The organism is Streptomyces sp. NPDC058246 (assembly GCF_042881985.1).
Taxonomy (GTDB): Bacteria; Actinomycetota; Actinomycetes; order Streptomycetales; family Streptomycetaceae; genus Streptomyces.
Window position 1 is genome coordinate 94,917 of the sequence record NZ_JBHVWZ010000016.1, and the last position, 17,209, is coordinate 112,125.

15 protein-coding genes are annotated in these 17,209 nt (G+C 70.6%); 3 read left to right on the plus strand and 12 right to left on the minus strand.

Annotation, left to right across the window (positions count from 1 at the left end; genetic code table 11):
* Positions 1–90: 90 nt before the first annotated feature.
* Genes pcaD through ACFVXA_RS23475 form a run of 7 tightly spaced genes read right to left on the minus strand, consistent with a single transcriptional unit; the run spans position 91 to position 6,530 of the window.
* The gene (gene pcaD / locus ACFVXA_RS23445; protein WP_390026362.1) at positions 91–1,221 is read right to left on the minus strand and encodes a 3-oxoadipate enol-lactonase; all 1,131 of its coding nucleotides are present in this window, start codon (positions 1,219–1,221) and stop codon (positions 91–93) included.
* The gene (pcaB, locus tag ACFVXA_RS23450; protein ID WP_390026365.1) at positions 1,218–2,561 is read right to left on the minus strand and encodes a 3-carboxy-cis,cis-muconate cycloisomerase; all 1,344 of its coding nucleotides are present in this window, start codon (positions 2,559–2,561) and stop codon (positions 1,218–1,220) included. Before pcaB ends, pcaD begins: the two co-directional genes overlap by 4 nt.
* Positions 2,558–3,121 carry a protocatechuate 3,4-dioxygenase subunit alpha gene (pcaG, locus tag ACFVXA_RS23455; RefSeq protein ID WP_362020077.1) on the minus strand — a complete coding sequence of 188 codons (564 nt, stop codon included), beginning with the start codon at positions 3,119–3,121 and terminating at the stop codon, positions 2,558–2,560. The genes pcaB and pcaG overlap by 4 nt, the downstream gene beginning before the upstream one ends.
* Positions 3,118–3,894: a protocatechuate 3,4-dioxygenase subunit beta gene (pcaH, locus tag ACFVXA_RS23460; protein ID WP_390026368.1), complete on the minus strand. Its 777-nt coding sequence runs from the start codon at positions 3,892–3,894 to the stop codon at positions 3,118–3,120. Before pcaH ends, pcaG begins: the two co-directional genes overlap by 4 nt.
* Before the next feature lie 10 nt (positions 3,895–3,904).
* A complete protein-coding gene (locus ACFVXA_RS23465; RefSeq protein WP_390026371.1) occupies positions 3,905–5,107 on the minus strand; it encodes a thiolase family protein in 1,203 nt (400 codons plus the stop codon).
* Positions 5,104–5,748, minus strand: coding sequence for a CoA transferase subunit B (locus tag ACFVXA_RS23470; protein WP_362020086.1), 645 nt, complete (start codon positions 5,746–5,748; stop codon positions 5,104–5,106). The genes ACFVXA_RS23465 and ACFVXA_RS23470 overlap by 4 nt, the downstream gene beginning before the upstream one ends.
* The gene (locus ACFVXA_RS23475; protein WP_383738531.1) at positions 5,748–6,530 is read right to left on the minus strand and encodes a CoA transferase subunit A; all 783 of its coding nucleotides are present in this window, start codon (positions 6,528–6,530) and stop codon (positions 5,748–5,750) included. Before ACFVXA_RS23475 ends, ACFVXA_RS23470 begins: the two co-directional genes overlap by 1 nt.
* A gap of 214 nt (positions 6,531–6,744) precedes the next feature.
* Here ACFVXA_RS23475 and ACFVXA_RS23480 point away from each other — a divergent pair, with 214 nt between their 5' ends.
* Complete coding sequence (locus ACFVXA_RS23480) at positions 6,745–7,209, plus strand: MarR family transcriptional regulator (RefSeq protein ID WP_362020092.1); 465 nt, start codon at positions 6,745–6,747, stop codon at positions 7,207–7,209.
* Between the two features lie 42 nt (positions 7,210–7,251).
* Here ACFVXA_RS23480 and ACFVXA_RS23485 read toward each other — a convergent pair whose 3' ends face one another.
* The 3 genes from ACFVXA_RS23485 to ACFVXA_RS23495 all read right to left on the minus strand — a co-directional run bounded on the left by ACFVXA_RS23485 (position 7,252) and on the right by ACFVXA_RS23495 (position 9,832).
* The gene (locus ACFVXA_RS23485) at positions 7,252–7,443 is read right to left on the minus strand and encodes a hypothetical protein (RefSeq protein ID WP_384022850.1); all 192 of its coding nucleotides are present in this window, start codon (positions 7,441–7,443) and stop codon (positions 7,252–7,254) included.
* 133 nt (positions 7,444–7,576) lie between these two features.
* Positions 7,577–8,566 (minus strand): DUF3048 domain-containing protein, encoded by a 990-nt coding sequence (locus tag ACFVXA_RS23490; RefSeq protein ID WP_390026373.1) that lies wholly within the window; start codon positions 8,564–8,566, stop codon positions 7,577–7,579.
* 195 nt (positions 8,567–8,761) lie between these two features.
* Positions 8,762–9,832, minus strand: coding sequence for an ATP-dependent DNA ligase (locus tag ACFVXA_RS23495; RefSeq protein WP_390026375.1), 1,071 nt, complete (start codon positions 9,830–9,832; stop codon positions 8,762–8,764).
* Between the two features lie 74 nt (positions 9,833–9,906).
* On the opposite strand from ACFVXA_RS23495, the gene ligD reads away from it, so the two are divergent.
* Complete coding sequence (ligD, locus tag ACFVXA_RS23500; protein WP_362020103.1) at positions 9,907–10,929, plus strand: non-homologous end-joining DNA ligase; 1,023 nt, start codon at positions 9,907–9,909, stop codon at positions 10,927–10,929.
* A gap of 178 nt (positions 10,930–11,107) precedes the next feature.
* Here ligD and ACFVXA_RS23505 read toward each other — a convergent pair whose 3' ends face one another.
* Both ACFVXA_RS23505 and ACFVXA_RS23510 read right to left on the minus strand, forming a co-directional pair.
* Positions 11,108–13,318, minus strand: a complete 2,211-nt coding sequence (locus ACFVXA_RS23505) for an OmpL47-type beta-barrel domain-containing protein (RefSeq protein WP_390026378.1) — start codon at positions 13,316–13,318, stop codon at positions 11,108–11,110.
* 8 nt (positions 13,319–13,326) lie between these two features.
* Positions 13,327–15,846: a ThuA domain-containing protein gene (locus ACFVXA_RS23510; protein ID WP_389468061.1), complete on the minus strand. Its 2,520-nt coding sequence runs from the start codon at positions 15,844–15,846 to the stop codon at positions 13,327–13,329.
* A gap of 186 nt (positions 15,847–16,032) precedes the next feature.
* Here ACFVXA_RS23510 and ACFVXA_RS23515 point away from each other — a divergent pair, with 186 nt between their 5' ends.
* On the plus strand, positions 16,033–16,989 hold the full coding sequence (locus tag ACFVXA_RS23515) for a multicopper oxidase domain-containing protein (RefSeq protein WP_362020108.1): 957 nt from the start codon (positions 16,033–16,035) through the stop codon (positions 16,987–16,989).
* The last annotated feature ends 220 nt before the right edge of the window (positions 16,990–17,209 follow it).

A 17,209-nucleotide genomic window follows, 5' to 3' on the forward strand; every position in this document is an offset into this window, starting at 1 on the left:
ATCCCAGCGGATCCGCCGCCACCTTAGGCACGGCGCGCCCGCCCGTAGGAGGTGCTGCTGTCCCTACGTCCGCCAGGGGCACCCTGCCCGTCAGACTCCCTCCGCGTCCTCCTCGGCCAGCACCCGCTGGGCCACCGCGAAGGCCGAATTGGCCGCCGGGACACCGCAGTACACGGCCGTCTGGAGCAGCACCGCGCCGATCTCCTCGGGGGTGAGGCCGTTGCGCCGGGCGGCGCGGACGTGCATCGCCAGCTCGTCGTAGTGGCCGTGCGCCACCAGCGCGGTCAGCGTGATCATGCTGCGCTCACGGCGCGCGAGCGTCGGGTCCGTCCAGATCTCGCCCCACGCGTAGCGCGAGATGAAGTCCTGGAAGCGGGCGGTGAAGGGGGTCTGCCGTGCCTGCGCGCGGTCCACGTGCGCGTCGCCGAGGACCTGCCGGCGCACCTCCATTCCGCGCGGCGCGTACCCGTCGAAGTGTCCGCGCAGCGCCGCGAGCACGGCCTCCGGGCGCTCCGCGGGCGCCAGATGCGAGGCGCCCGCGATCTCGGTGAGTGAGGCGCCGGGCACCGCGTCCGCGATCTCCCGCAGATGCGCGGGCGGTGTCGCCGGGTCCTCGCGCCCCGCGATCAGCAGGGTGGGCGTGCCGATCGTCTCCAGCCGGTCCCGGATGTCGAAGGCGGCGAGCGCGTCACAGCAGGCGGCGTACGCCTCGGGGTCCGCGGTGCGATGGTCCTCCACCAGCTCGGGCACGGTGAAACCGGGCGTGAACCAGCGGGCGTTCGCGGTCTCGGCGAGCGCGGCGAGGCCCTCGCGGCGTACGGTCTCCGCCCGCTCCTCCCACGGCTTGGAGCCGTTGAAGTGGGCGGAGGAGCAGATGACGGCGAGGCTGTCGAGACGCTCCGGGTGGTGCACGGCCAGCTGTAGCCCGACCGCGCCACCGAGTGAGACGCCCGCGTACGCGAACCGGTCGACGCCGAGCGAGTCGGTGAGGGCCAGCACGAGGTCGGCCAGGTCGGCGACCGTGGCACCGGGCCCGATCAGGTCCGCGGCCGAACCCCCGTGGCCCGGCAGGTCCCAGCGGATCACCCGGTGGGTGACGGACAGCTCGGGGGCGACCTTGTCCCACAGCGCGCTCGAAGTGCCGAGGGAGGGACCGAGGAGCAGCGGGGGCGCGGTGACGGGTCCCTCGGCGCGGTGGTCGAGCAGCTTCTTGTCGGTCAACGTCGCTCCAGAGCGCGGTCGGTCAGGGCTCCGGCGGAGCCCGTGTAGCGGGTGGGGTCGGTGAGGTCCGCGAGGTCGACGTCCTTGAGTTCCGGTTCCTCGCCGAGCACGTCCACGAGCGGACGCCTCTCGGAGACGGCGCGCCGCGCGGCGCGTATCAGCAGTTCCTTGGCGCGGGTCCGCCCGAACACGGGAGCGAGCTCGACGGCCAGTCGCTCGGAGACGATCAACCCATGGGTGAGGCCCAGGTGTTCGCGCATGGTGTCCGCGTGCACCCGGATCCCCTCCGCCAGCGCGGCGGCATCGCGCGCGGCGCCGCCGGTCAGCCGGAGCAGCTCCCGCAGCGGCTCCCACTCGGCATGCCAGGCCCCGGCGGGCCGCTCGTCCTCGGCGGCCATCGACGCGTACAGCGTGGCGGCGAGTCCCGGCGCGCGCCGGGCGGCGGCGGCGAGCAGGGTGGCCGCGACGGGATTGGCCTTGTGCGGCATCGCGGACGACGCGCCCCCCGTCCGCTCGGCGACCTCGGCGATCTCCGTGCGGGAGAGGGTGAGGACGTCCACCGCCATCTTTCCGAGGGCACCGGCCGTGAAGGCCAGCGCACCGGCCAGATCGGCGATCGGCGTCCGCAGCGTGTGCCAGGGCAACGCCGGTTCCGCGAGCTCGAGTTCACGGGCGTACGCGGACACGAGAGCCTGGGTGTCCTCGGCGCCGGACGTGGCGAAGGCGGCCAACGTGCCTGCTGCCCCGCCCAGTTGCGCCGGAAGGCGCACCGCCGTGAGCCGGTCCCGCGCGTCCAGCACCAGCGAGCGCCAGCCCGCCGCCTTCAACCCGAAGGTCGTCGGTACGGCGTGCTGCGTCAGGGTCCGCCCCGGCATCACGGTGTCCCGGTGGGCGGCGGCCAGCCGGCCCAGCGCCCGCGCCGTACGCTCCAGATCCGCCAGGACCAGGTCCCGGGTGCGGCGGGCGACCAGCATCATCGCCGTGTCCATGATGTCCTGGCTGGTCGCGCCCCGGTGGACGTACGGGCCGTGCTCCGCGCCGGCCGCCGCCGTCAGATCCGCGACCAGCGGGATCACCGGATTGCCGCCGCCGCGGGCGCGCAGCGCGATCGACCGCACGTCGAAGCCTGCGGCATCCGCGGCTGCCGACACCGCCGACGCCGCCTCGGCCGGGGCCAGTCCCAGCCCCGCCTGGGCCCGCGTCAGCGCCGCCTCCGCGTCGAGCAGCGCCTGGAGAAACGCACCGTCGGAGGTGGCGGCCGACGCGGGGGAGCCCGCCCACCCGGGGGTGAGCAGGCCGGCGTCGGAATCGACGGGTTCGACGGGTTCGACAGCTGTCACCGGAACTCCAGGAAGACCGTCTCGCCTTCGCCCTGAAGGCGGATGTCGAAACGGTACGTGCGGTTCGCGCCCTCGGCCGCGATCAGCGTGGCGCGCCGGTCGGCCGGAAGCGAGTCGAGCAGTGGGTCGGCGCCGTCGGCGAGGTAGGCGCGGGTGAAGAGATGGTGCACCAGGCCGCGCGCGAACACGCACACGCTGATGTACGGCAGCCCGGCGTTGCCCGGCGGCAGCGTGTGCAGCGCGTAGTGCCCGTCGGCGTCCGTGGCGACCCGTCCGAAGCCCGTGAAGTCGATGCCGTCGCGGCCCAGGAAGCCACCCGTCGACGGGTCGCGGCGCATCGAGCCGGGGGCGCCCTTCAGGGAGCCGCCGGGCGCCGCCTGCCAGAAGTCCAGGAGGGCGTCGGGGATCGGCGCACCCGCGCCGTCGAACACGTATCCGTGCAGGGTGATCGTGTCGGGGCGGCCCTGGGGCGCGACGTCCGCGCCGCCGGGGAAGGGGAGCGCATGGCCGTAGAAGGGGCCGATGGTGTGGGACGGAGTGGGGAGCAACCGCTCGGTCATGCGGGGCGGCCTTCCTCGATCCAGGTGGCGGAGGGACCGTCGAGGACGATGTCCCATGCGTAGCCGAGCGAGAACTCCGGCTGGGAGAGGTCGTGGCGGTAGGTGGCGATCAGACGGTTGCGGGCCGCCTCGTCCGTCACGGACCGCAGGATCGGGTCGTACGCGAAGAGCGGGTCGCTCGGGAAGTACATCTGCGTCACGAGCCGCTGGGTGAACGCCGAGCCGAAGACAGAGAAGTGGATGTGCGCGGGCCGCCAGGCGTTGGTGTGATTGCCCCACGGGTATGGGCCCGGCTTGATCGTGGTGAACGTGTAGCGCCCCTGATCATCCGTCAGGGTGCGCCCCACACCGGTGAAGTTGGGGTCGAGCGGCGCAGGGTGCTGCTCGCGCTGATGCGCGTAGCGGCCGGCGGCGTTGGCCTGCCAGATCTCGACGAGCTGGCCGCGCACCGGCCGGCCGTCGCGGTCGAGGAGCCGGCCCGAGACGGTCATGCGCTCGCCGATCGGCTCGCCCCGGTGCTGACGGGTCAGGTCGCTGTCGATCTCGGTGATGTCGGTGACGCCGAACACCGGACCGGACAGCTCGACCGTCTCGGGGTCGCCGCCGCTCACGGCGACCAGCGGCTGCTTGGGGTGGCGCAGCACGGAGCTGCGGTACGGGGCGTAGTCGCGCCCCGGGTGGTGCCGGACCGGGGCGCCGCCCGCGACCGCCTTGTCGTACGCGTCCTGAAGATCCGTGATCTCGAGGTCGATGTCCGACTGAGTGAGAGCCATGGTCGACTTCCTATCGTTCGAGGACGAGGGCGAGGCCCTGCCCCACACCGATGCAGAGGGTGGCGACGCCCACTCCTGAGCCCTTGCGGGCGAGTTGGTGGGCGACGGTTCCGGCGAGCCGGGCGCCGGACGCGCCGAGCGGGTGCCCGAGCGCGATGGCACCGCCCTGCGGGTTGAGGAGGGCGGGGTCGAACTCGGGCCATTCGGCGACGCAGCCGAGGACCTGGGCGGCGAAGGCCTCGTTCAGCTCCAGCGTGGACAGTTCGTCAAATGTCTTGCCTGCCTTGGCCAGGGCGCGGTTGACGGCTTCGACGGGGGCGAGGCCGAAGTAGTGCGGTTCGATCGCGGAGGCGCCGGTCGCGCTGATCCGGGCGAGGGGATCGCGGCCCGTGGCCTTCAGGCCCTCCTCGTCGGCGAGGAGCAGGGCGGCGGCGCCGTCGTTGAGCGGGGAGGCGTTGCCCGCCGTCACGGTGCCGTTCTCCTTGCGGAAGGACGGCTTGAGCTTGGCCATGGCCGCCAGGGACGCGTCGGCGCGTACGCCTTCGTCGGCGCCGAAGACGACGGGCTCGCCCTTGCGCCGCGGGATGGACACGGGGGTGATCTCGGAGTCGAAGAGCCCGGCGGCCTGCGCGTCGGCGGCCTTGCGGTGGCTGGCGAGGGCGAACTCGTCCTGCTGCTCACGGGTGATCTTGTGCTTGTCGGCGATGAGCTCGGCCGATTCGCCCAGCGGGATGGTCCACTGCGGGTCCATCCTCGGGTTGACCATGCGCCAGCCCAGCGTGGTGGAGTACAGCTCGGCGTGTCCGGCCGGGAAGGGCCGGTCGCTCTTGGGCAGCACGTAGGGGGCGCGGGTCATGGACTCGACGCCGCCGGCCAGGGCGACGTGGGCGTCGCCGAGTGCGATGGCGCGGGCGGCCTGGATGACGGCTTCGAGGCCGGAGGCGCACAGGCGGTTGACGGTCACGCCCGGCACGGAGGTGGGCAGACCGGCCAGCAGGACGGCCATGCGGCCGACGTTGCGGTTCTCCTCGCCCGCGCCGTTGGCGTTGCCCATGTACACGTCCTCGATCCGGGAGGGGTCCAGGTCCGGGGTGCGGGCGAGGAGTTCACGGATGGCGTGGGCGGCCAGGTCGTCCGGGCGGACGGCGGCCAGCGAGCCGTTGTACTTGCCGATCGGGGTGCGGACCGCGTCGACGATGTAGACGTCCCTCATGAGATCTCCTCGGGGATACGGATCTTCGCCGCGGTCTTCGCCACGATCTCCTCGACGGCGACGCCGGGCGCGGTCTCCACCAGCACCAGCCCGGCCTCGGTGATGTCGAGGACGCCGAGGTCGGTGATGATCCGGTTCACACACGCCTTGCCGGTGAGCGGCAGCGCGCACTCCTGGAGGATCTTCGCCGTGCCGTCCTTGGCGGTGTGGGTCATGACGACAATGACCGTGCGGGCGCCGTGCACCAGGTCCATCGCACCGCCGATCCCGGTGATCATCTTGCCGGGGATCGCCCAGTTGGCGAGATCACCGGCCGCGGACACCTGCATGGCACCGAGCACGGCGACATCGATGTGCCCGCCGCGGATCATCCCGAAGGACAGCGACGAGTCGAAGTACGACGCCCCCGGCAGGACCGTCACGGTCTCCTTGCCGGCGTTGATGAGGTCGGGGTCGACCTGGTCCTCGGTCGGGTAGGGGCCGGTGCCGAGGATGCCGTTCTCCGACTCCAGGATCACCTCGACACCCGGCGGGAGGTAGTTGGGGATCAGTGTCGGCAGGCCGATGCCCAGGTTCACGTACTGGCCGTCCCGCAGCTCACGCGCCGCGCGGGCGGCCATCTGTTCGCGGCTCCAGGCCATCAGTCGCTCACCGTTCCATCCACCGCGGGCGCCGACACCGTACGCCGCTCGATCATCTTCGCCCTCGCCTGCTCCGGGGTGAGCGCCACGACGCGCTGCACGAAGATGCCCGGCAGATGCACCGCGTCCGGATCGATCCCGCCCGGCTCCACCAGCTCCTCCACCTCCGCGATCGTCACCCGTCCCGCCATCGCGGCCAGCGGATTGAAGTTGCGGGTCGACTTGTTGAAGACCAGGTTCCCGTGCCGGTCGCCGCGCGCGGCCCGGACGAGCGCGAAGTCGGTGCGGATGCCGTGCTCCAGCACATACTCCGTGCCGTCGAACTCGCGCACCTCCTTCGGCGGCGAGGCCAGCGCGACACCGCCCTGACCGTCGTAGCGCCACGGCAGCCCGCCCTCGGCGACCTGGGTGCCGACCCCGGCCGGCGTGTAGAAGGCGGGGATACCCGCGCCGCCCGCCCGCAGCCGCTCGGCGAGCGTGCCCTGCGGGATCATCTCCACCTCCAGCTCACCGGCCAGATACTGCCGGGCGAACTCCTTGTTCGCGCCGATGTACGACCCGGTCACCCGGGCGATCCGCCCCGCCGCGAGCAGCACCGCGAGCCCCGACTCCATGGCCCCACAGTTGTTGGAGACCACACCGAGCCCCGCCACACCCCGCTCGTACAGCGCCTCGATCAGCACGTTCGGCACACCGCTCAGGCCGAACCCACCGACCGCGAGGGACGCGCCGTCCGGCACATCGGCCACCGCCTCCAGGGCCGTGGCGACCACCTTGTCCATCCGTGAAGCCCCATCTCTCCCGAGTGTCCAGCGTCTCAATTAGTCAGGGCACTGAGTATCTCTTCGAGATAGTCAACACGCTGCCACCCCCTCCCTGGTTCGTCAAGACTCGCAAGGAATTCGCAGGTGAGAGTCCTGGGATGCGGCGAGACAAGTTCCGTGGCGGCCGGGTATCGTTCAGTACACCAACGAATAGTTGAGTGGAGGAGCGCATATGGCCGCGGTGGACCTCTCCACCCACCCCGGGCACCTCGCCCGGCGGCTTCAGCAGGCCCATTACCTGCTGTGGAACACCATGGTCTCCGAGGAGATCACCTCACCGCAGTTCGCGGTCCTGAACGCGCTGGTCGCGGAACCGGGCCTCGACCAGCGCACGGTGGGGGAGCGGGTGGGGCTCGACCGGTCCACCATCGCCGAGGTCATCAGCCGGCTCAGCCGCCGTGCTCTGCTCGACAAGGTGCGCGACCCGCAGGACGGCCGCCGGTTCCTGCTGCGCCTCACGGACGAGGGGATGCGCACGCACCGCAAGCTCACGGTGCGCACCGCGCGGATGAACCAGGTCTTCCTGGCCCCGCTCTCCGCCGAGGAACAGGCCCTGTTCTTCGACCTCATCCAGCGCGTCTCGGACGCGGCGGAAGGGCTTCGCCATCCGACGGAACCCCTGACCGCCCCGCGCTGAGCCGGCTCACCGCCCCACGGCTGGACTCATGGCCGGCTGGACTCACGGCCCGTCGTCGAGCGCCCCGCTTGGCGCGGAGTTCACGGCGCGTCGTCGAGCACCCGGCCTGGCGCTCGGTTCGCCCAGTTTGCGCGCCCAGGTCCGCGAGATGCCGCGGCGCAGCGGCCGGTCCGAGTCCCAGCCGGCGACCACCACGCCCACCATGGCGCGGCCATCGAGCGCCGGCTCGGGCACCGGTCCTCCTGACGGGGGGGCGGCTCGGGCACCGGTCCACCTGACCGAAGTGTCGGCCAGGACGCGGCTCCTCCTGGCAAGGCGCCGGCTCGGATGCCAATCCTGAGCGGGCGTCGGCAACGAGCCCGGCCGGTCAGGCCTTGGCGAGGACCACCCACACCTGGCCCGCCGCGAAGTTCATCGGCGCACCGTCGCTCGTGGTGAACTCCGTGCCGGACGTCGCGCTGGGACGCGCCCACTTCACGTGGAAGACCCGGCCGTCGCGCAGCACCTCCGCCGTCCCCGAGCCCACCGTCTGCGTGTACGGCGTGTTGTTGCCCAGGACGTCGTGGAACTGCGACGAGCGCACCGTCACATGCTGCACGACGACCGTCGCCGGGGCCACCGTCTTGCCGTCGGTCGTCACGGTCGGCGTACCGTCCATGGCCACCAGCCAGCGCCGGCGGCTTTCGGACCAGGTGAACGTGAAGCGGGCCGCCGGGAACCGCACGGTGCGCGAGGTCTCCCGGCTGCCGCCCGCGGGCGCCGCACCGAAGTGGAACCCGGCGGTGAGGGCGGCGCTGCCGGGCGCGGAGCCCATCAGCCGGTCGGGTCGCAGATACAGATTGTGCGGCGAGGGCTTGTCGGTGCCGCGGTAGTAGGCGGCGGACGCCTGCTCCGGCGGCTCCGCGTGCAGCGGGGCCTTGTCGATCAGCGGCAGCAGCTTGTGCTGTGCCCCCGAGAAGGCGAGCGTCGGCTCGTCGAACTGCCGCAGCAGCTCCAGATCCGACTCGCGCGCACTGCGCACCGGCCCGATGACCTTCGGGAACTTGCTCGCGTACACCGCCATCAGCCGGCTGAGCCCGCCCTCGACCTGCTCCGCGTACACGACGTCGGCCGCGTCCAGGCCGGTCTGCGGGCGAGCCGCGGGCACATTGTCGATCTTCGCGGCGAGCACCGAACCATGGCTCGTCGTGGCGTCCTGACTCGGGGTCGGCTCGTGCGTCCGCCCGCGCCCGTCCTCCGTCTCGCCGCCGCCGGCGCCGCCCGCGCCGGTGCAGCCCGTCAGCAGGGCGCCCGTCATGGCGGCGGTCACCAGCGCCGCCGTCATCGCGCCGCGCCGCAGCCGCGCCATCTGTCGCATGCCCACCGTGCGCCCCCGTTCTGTGCCATCGATTGTGCTCTTATAGGTTCGTCGATGGCCATACCCGTTCGATTCTGATTGCGCCCCTGTCCCAACCGATCGGCGCAGCGCGGCGACCGGGAGGCGGAGGGAGCCGCGCTTGGGCGCCGATCAGGTGACGGGGATGCGGGGCCTGGAAGGCGGTCGGCCCCGCGCTCAGTCCTGGGGTCCGAAAATCTCCGCGAGGTCGTATCCCACCGGCTCCTCCAACTGGGCGTACGTGCAGCTCTCGGCGGTCCGGTCGGGGCGCCAGCGGCGGAACCGCGCCGTATGGCGAAACCGCACGCCGTTCTCCATGTGGTCGTACGCCACCTCGGCCACCCGCTCGGGCCGCACCGGCACCCAGGACAGGTCCTTCTTCGACGACCACCGGCTGGGCGCGCCCGGCAACCTCGCCGTCTCGTGCGCCGACTCCTCCGCCCAGGCCGCCCAGGGGTGTTCCCCGACGTCCGCCATCCGCAGCGGCTCCAGCTCCTCCACCAGCTCCGCGCGCCGCTTCATCGGGAACGCGGCGCTCACTCCCACGTGTTGGAGGGTGCCCCGGTCGTCGTAGAGGCCGAGCAGCAGAGAGCCGACGATCGGCCCGCTCTTGTGGAAGCGGTAACCGGCGACCACGACGTCCGCCGTGCGCTCGTGCTTGATCTTGAACATGGCTCGCTCGTCCTGCAGATAGGGCAGCGTGAGCGGCTTGGCGATCACCCCGTCGAGGCCCGCGCCCTCGTACTGCTCGAACCACCGCTCCGCCACCGCGCGGTCCGTGGTCGCCGGCGCCACATGCACCGGTGCCGTCACCCCGGACAGCGCCATCACCAGCAGGTTGCGCCGGTCGGTCAGCGGGACATCGAGCAGCGACTCCTCGGCGAGCGCCAGCAGGTCGAAGGCCACGAAGGAGGCGGGCGTCTTCCCCGCCAGCATCCGCACCCGCGAGTCCGCCGGGTGGATCCGCTCCGTGAGCGCGTCGAAGTCGAGCTGCCCCTGCCGCGCGATCACGATCTCGCCGTCCATCACACAGCGCTCCGGCAGCCGCTCCCGCAGTGCCTCCACCAACTCGGGAAAGTACCTGGTCAACGGCTTCCCGGTGCGACTGCCGATCTCGACCTCGGCGCCATCGCGGAACACGATCGCCCGGAAGCCGTCCCACTTCGCCTCGTAGTGCATGTCCGGCGGGATCCTGGCCACGGACTTGGCGAGCATCGGCTTCACGGGCGGCATCACCGGCAGGTCCATGCTCCGATTCTGCGCGGTGACACGGCCTCCCGCCCGGTGTGCGAGGTGTGTGCGCTGCGCCTACCGTGGCTCGCATGGGCGAAGCGGTGGAACTCGAGGCAGCCGGGAGGACCGTACGTCTGTCCAGCCCGGACAAGGTCTTCTTCCCCGAGCGGGGATTCACGAAGCTGGACCTCGCCCAGTACTACCTCGCCGTCGGTGACGGCATCCTGCGCGCCCTCCGCAACCGCCCCACCACCCTGGAGCGGTACCCGGACGGCGTGACCGGTGAGTCCTTCTTCCAGAAGCGGGCCCCCAAGAACATGCCCGACTGGATCCCGACCGCCCACATCACCTTCCCCAGCGGCCGCAGCGCCGACGAGATGTGCCCCACCGAGCCGGCCGCCGTCCTGTGGGCAGCGCAGTTCGGCACGCTCACCTTCCACCCGTGGCCGGTCCGCCGCGACGACGTCGACCGCCCCGACGAACTCCGCATCGACCTCGACCCACAGCCCGGCACGGACTACGCCGACGCGGTGCGCGCCGCCCACGAGCTGCGCGAGGTCCTGCACGAGTACGGGGATCTGCGCGGCTGGCCCAAGACCTCGGGCGGGCGCGGGCTGCATGTCTTCGTGCCGATCCAGCCGCGCTGGACCTTCACGCAGGTGCGCCGGGCCGCCATCGCCGCCGGGCGCGAGCTGGAGCGCCGTATGCCCGACCGGGTCACCACCGCCTGGTGGAAGGAGGAAAGGGGCGAAAAGATCTTCGTGGACTACAACCAGACCGCCCGGGACCGCACCATCGCCTCCGCCTACTCGGTACGCCCCCGCCCGCACGCCCCCGTCTCCGCGCCCCTGCGCTGGGACGAGGTGGACGACGCGCAGCCCCGGGACTTCGACCTGGCGACCATGCCGGGGCGCTTCGCCGAACTCGGCGACGTGCACGCCGACATGGACGACCACGCCTTCTCCCTGGAGGCTCTGCTGGAACTGGCCAGCCGCGACGAGCACGACCACGGCCTGGGCGACCTGCCGTACCCGCCCGAATACCCGAAGATGCCGGGCGAGCCGAAGCGCGTCCAGCCGAGCCGGGCGAAGCACGAGGACCCGTCCCCGTGAGCTGATCCCCGCGAGCCGATCCCCGGGGGTCAGTCCCCGAGCGCTGCCATGATCGTCCGGCGGTCGACCTCTTCGATCCCCGTGAACACCCAGACCTCCCCCGTCGTGAGTGGCGTACGGCTGCCACCGATCACAGCATGCCGCACGCCACTGACAACGGGCCGTGCAGGTCCGGCGGCTACAACTCCTTGATCCGGATGTCCCGGTACGAGATCACATCCGTCGTGCTGTGCACCTGGAGCCCGACATAGCCGGAGGAGAACCGCCGTCCGTCCGTGCCCGGGTCGTCCGAGCGCGGCGGATAGAAGTCCTGGCCCCCGAGGTTGTCGAACTCGTTGATCAGCACGCCGTTGCGGTACACGGAGTAGTGCTGGTCGACCACACGGATCTCGTAGTCGTTCCAGGTGCCCTTCTGGGTGACGCCCGCGCCGGCGAGCCCGACGCGGTCGAAGCCGTAGATCGAGCCCGTCTTGTACATGTCGCCGTCGGGCCGGTCGAGCACCTGCACCTCATGTCCGTACTTGATGGCGACCCACTCCGGGCGCGACTCCTCCGGGTGGTCGTGGACCCAGGGGAACCGCACGAACACACCGGAGTTGGCGTTCCCGGTGCCGGGAGCGTCGTCACGCCACTGGAGCTTCAGCGAGAAGTCGCCGTACTTTCGCTCGGGGAACCACAGCATGCCGAGCCCGCCCTTCGACGTGCCGGACGTGATCGATCCGTCGGCGTTCAGCTCGAACGAACCGCCCCCCACCTGCTCCCACCGTGCGAAGGACGCCTGCGAGCCGTCGAAGATCTTGCGGTAGCCGTCGGTCTGGCCCGGCTTCCCGATGCCGGACTGCTTGGCCGCCTTGTTGATCCCGTTGTACTCGCGCTGGTCGATGACGCCTTCCTTGAGGAGCTTGTCCAGCACGGTCTTGACGTGCTTGAGGAAGAGCGCCTGCGAAGTCCACTCCTTCTCGTCCTCGATCAACTCGTTGATACGGCACCGATTGTTGGTGACCCGGTTCGGCACACCCGAGTCGACGGTCCCGACGATCACCGTCAACCGTTCGTCGTATTCCGGGCAGTTGGGCGCCGGCACACCCCCGCCCGCCGCCACCGTGAAGCTCACGGTCCGTGGCTCGGCGGTGTTGCCCGCCTTGTCGGTCGCCCGGTACGCCACCGTGTGCGCGCCGACGCGGTCGACCACCACCGGTGCGGAATACGCCAGATAGGGGCCGCCGTCGAGCGAGTACTCGATCGCCGCGACTCCCGAACCGCCCTCGTCCGTGGCGCTCACCGTCACCTTGGCGCTCTTCACATACGCGCCGTCGGAGTTCTTCGTCCCGTCGACGGTCACCCCGGTCACCGGCGGTGTGGTGTCGGAGACCGGTGGCGCGGCCACGGTGAAGTCGACGCTCTTGTCCGCCGCCGCGTTGCCCGCCTTGTCGGTGGCCCGGTAGCGGACCTGGTGGGCGCCGAGCGCGTGCACCATCACGGGCGCCGTGTACGGCTGCCAGCCGCCCGAGTCGACCGCGTACTCGATGGTGTTGACGCCGGAACCGGTGTCGGAGGCGGAGACCGTGACGGTCGCCATGTCGATGTACGCCCCGTCGGCGTTCCGCTCGCCGCTCACCGTCGCCGAGGTCTCCGGCGGTGTCGTGTCGTCCGTCGGCGGGGCGACGACCGTGAAGCCGACGCTCTTCTCGGCGGCCGTGTTGCCCGCCTTGTCGATCGCCCGATAGCGGACCTTGTGGGTGCCGACCTGGTCGACCACGACGGGCGTGGTGTACGGCTGCCAGGCACCCGCGTCGCCGATCGCGTACTCGATCCGGTCGACGCCGGAACCCGCGTCGCTCGCGCTGACGGTGACGGTGGCCGAACCGACGTACGCGCCCTGTGAGTTCTGCGCGCCGCTCACGGAGGCCGAGGTCTCGGGTGCCGTCGTGTCCGAGCCGCCGCCCTCCGTCACCACGAGGATGCCCTGCATCTGCTCATGGCCCGGCATCGTGCAGTAGAAGTGGTAGCGGCCGGGCGTCAGCGTGACCTCGGCCGTGTGCTTTCCGCCCTGGTCGTCGTTCGGATTGGCCAGGATGTTGAGCGGCACGTCGTTGTTGTACTCCGGGTCGGAGACGTCGAACGTCAACGTGTGCGGCATTCCCGTGGTGTTGCCGGTCGCCGCGCTGTTCTCGAAGACGATCGTCGTCGGGCCCGCGACCGCGGTCTGCGGGACCGACGCGTACTTGGTGATGTCGTCCCCGGCCGTCCACGTGAGCACCTGAGCCGCCGCCGTCGTCGGGGCGTCCGCCTTCGGAGACTCGGCCCGTCCGAACGCGGAGGTCGACGTCAGGCCCAGCACCATCACCACGGACGCCAGCAAAGCCGTCCACCAACGTCTTGCGGACATCACGGACATCACTGCACCCCCCTCGCCAGCTGATCGGCGGCCGGCGTCGGGCCGCCGCCGGTGTAAGTGACCCGCCACAGGGCCGACTTGGAGTCGGAGGTGAAGAAGCCGCGTCCGTAGTCGAGAACGTACAGCGCGCCGTCCGGTCCGAACTTCCAGTCCATGAGGTTCTTGATGCCGTCGTTGCCGATCGGCACGATCTTCTTCAGCGACTCGGAGTGGATCGGCAGACCGCCGTCCCCGGCCGTCTTCGGATCGGTGAGCACGGCGTTGCGCGGCTGCTCGGAGTCGTAGAAGTCACCCACGAACCACTTGCCGTCCCAATAGGCGGGCCACTTCGTGGCGTTGGCGATCGACGCGTCGTACCGGTAGACCGGCCCGTTCATCGCCGCCTGGCCGCCGCCCTTGAGCCACGGCAGCAGGTACGTGGCTTCCTCCTGCTTGTACGAAGGCACGCCGTTCGCGTCACGCGGATAGTCCGGGGCACCGCCCTGCGGGGAGTACCAGATGTTGTTGCCGGTGACCGGCGGGAGGTTGACCAGACCGTCGTTGTTCGGCGACTCGTTCTTGGGGTGGTCGCAGTCGTACCAGCCGAGCGGCTTGGCCGGGTCGGGCAGATTGCGGTCCCGGTAGGGCTGCTTGTTGCCCATGCAGTACGGCCAACCCCGGTTGCTCGCCTTGGTGATGACGGCGAAGGTGTCGTACTTGGCCGGGCCCCAGGTGGTCGACGGCGCGCTCGCGTCCGGGCCGACCCACCCGGCGTACAGGGTGTCGGTCTTCTTGTCGACGGAGATGCGGGCGGGGTTCCTGACGCCCATCACATAGATCTCGCCGCGCGTCTTGCCGCCGCCCTCGGCGGTCTCCTTGCCGGTGAAGAGATTACCTTCCGGCAGCGTGTACGTGCCGTCGGGCTCCGGGTGGATGCGCAGGATCTTGCCGTTGAGGTTGTTGGTGTTGCCGGCGGTGCGGCGCGCGTCCGCGAATGACACGCCCTTGTAGTTGGGTTCGGGGTTGTTGCCGGAGTAACCGTCGCTGAAGCGGCTGGAGTTGTTGTCACCGGTAGCGATGTAGAGGTTGCCCTTGGAGTCCCAGGCCATCCCGCCGCCCGCGTGGCAGCAACTGTGGATCTGCACCGGCCACTTGAGCAGCACCTTCTCACTGCTCAGGTCCAGCTTCTCGGTCGCAGGATCGAGCGTGAAACGGGAAACGCGGCGCTCGGCCATCCGCGTGTCACGGTTGATCTGCGAGTGCGGTGTGTAGTGCAGATACACCCAGCCGTTCTGCTCGAAGCGCGGGTCGATCTCGATACCGAGCAGCCCTTCCTCGACCTTGATCAGTTCATCGCCGCCGCCCTTGTTGCCGAAGACCGTCAGCTCGCCCGCCAGGGTGACCTTCTTGGTCTTCGGGTCGTAGACGTGGATCTGGCCCTTGCCCTTGCCGACGTCCGGGTTGTTCCAGTCGGTGATCACGGGCTGGGAGGAGTCCGCGCCACCGCGGCCGATGTAGAGCACGCGTCCGTCAGGCGCGGTGACCAGGCCGTGCGGCTCGCCGATCTGGTCGTTCTGGCCCGGCTGGTTGGGCTGTGTCAGGCGCTCCGCCTTGTAGTCGGCGTTGATCGTCGCCTTGCAGTCCGCCTGCACGAGCCGCGTCGTCCACAGCAGTGCGCCGCGCAGATGCGTACGGAAGTCGGTCTCGTCGTACGACGACGCCGTGCCGCCCATGGCCGTGTAGAAGGAGCGGCCGCCGTCGTAGTCGCGGCACCAGCTCACCGGATGGTCCCAGCCGTTCTTGCTCGCGCCCGGCTGGTACGTCGACTCGCGCACCCGCGCCACGGTATGCACCTCGCCCGACGGGTTCGTCACCCAGTTGAGCCACTGGTCGGGGCGCTTCCACTGGACCGGGAGGTCCTTGGTGGCCGGGTGCTGACGATCGCCCACCTCGACCACCGCACGCTGTACGTCGGTCGGGCTGGTGCTCGCCGGACGCGCACCGATGAGCCCGGTGAACCAGTTCGAGTACGGCTCCGCGCGGGCCGCGTCATGGACGCCGACGAATCCGCCGCCCGCCTCCATGTAGGCCTCGAGCCCGGCCTCCTGCTCCGGATCGAGGACGTCCCCGCCACCCGTGAGGAACACGATGGCGTTGAACCGGCCCAGCTTCGTCTCGTCGGTGAAGACCGAGGCGTCGTCCGTCGCCTCGACCTTGAAGCGCTGGGCGGTCGGTCCGGACAGGCCGATCTTCTCGATGGCCTCGATCCCGGCGTTCACGACAGGCGACTCGTCCCCGGCCGCCGCCGAGCCGTAGAAGATCAACACCCGTACGTTGGCGCCGCCCGGCGGCGACTTGACGGACATCGTTGTCAGCGCCGGATCCGGAGCCGGGCGCGCGCTCGCGGCCGGCGCCGTGAGCGCCCCCGCGGTGACGGCTCCGGCGGCCAGGGCGGCGGCCCAGGCGCGGCGTCGGCTTCTGCGTCTTCTCGCGCTCAACCCTCGTGATCCTGATGGCTCTTGATGCGATGTGAACCGCATGGGGTCATCCACTCCTCGTCGGTCACAGCAACAGCGCCAAGGAAGCTAGACCTCTTTGCACGGTTCGCCAATAGGTATGACCGCGATGGGCCGAACTTTGTCCTGAGTGTGGAAAAACGCGGGAAGGGCGGCTACCGTCTCAGCGGTTCGTCTCCGCAAATTCCGTACCAGGGTGGGGAGTTCGGCATGGACAGACGCGGCTTCAATCGGCGGATGCTACTGGGCGGGGCGGCGGTCGCGACCGGCGCGACATCGTTGTCGGCGGCATCCCGGGCCGTGAGCGCCGACGGTCCGGCGCGGACCGCGCCGGCCGGCGGCGAGGTCCGGCACATCAAGCTGTACGCCGAGAAGCTGGCCGACGGGCAGATGGGCTACGGCTTCGAGAAGGGGAAGGCCTCGATCCCCGGTCCGCTGATCGAGCTCAACGAGGGCGACACGCTGCACATCGAGTTCGAGAACACGATGGACGTGGCGGCGAGTTTGCACGTGCACGGGCTCGACTACGAAATCTCCAGCGACGGCACCAAGTTGAACAAGAGCGACGTCGAGCCGGGCGGCACCCGCACCTACACCTGGCGCACCCACGCGCCCGGCCGCCGCAAGGACGGCACCTGGCGGGCGGGGAGCGCGGGCTACTGGCACTACCACGACCACGTCGTCGGCACCGAGCACGGCACCGGTGGCATCCGAAAGGGCCTCTACGGCCCGGTGATCGTCCGCCGCAAGGGCGACATCCTCCCCGACCGGACCCTCACGATCGTCTTCAACGACATGACGATCAACAACAGGCCCGCCCACTCCGGCCCCGACTTCGAAGCCACCGTGGGCGATCGCGTCGAGATCGTGATGATCACGCACGGCGAGTACTACCACACCTTCCACCTGCACGGTCATCGCTGGGCCGACAACCGCACGGGCCTGCTGACCGGCCCCGACGACCCGAGCCAGGTCATCGACAACAAGATCGTCGGCCCCGCCGACTCCTTCGGCTTCCAGGTGATCGCGGGGGAGGGAGTCGGTGCCGGGGCATGGATGTACCACTGCCACGTCCAGAGCCACTCCGACATGGGGATGGTGGGGCTGTTCCTGGTGAAGAAGACGGACGGTTCGATTCCGGGGTACGAGCCCCATGAGCACCCTTAGAGGCGTGTCGGAGGACCGGATCGTGCCGTCGGAGCGTACGACGGAGTCGTTCGGGCTGTTGAGGCGCTTGCCGGCGTACTGGTCGGCGAGGACGGTCACGGTCCCGTCGGGGGGGCATCCGGGCCACGACGGTCGACGTCGACCCCGCGGCGCTCGACCGAGGGGTCCTCGCCTTCGTGCTCGTCGACTCGACGTGCCCGACTCGGAGGGGGCGGCACCT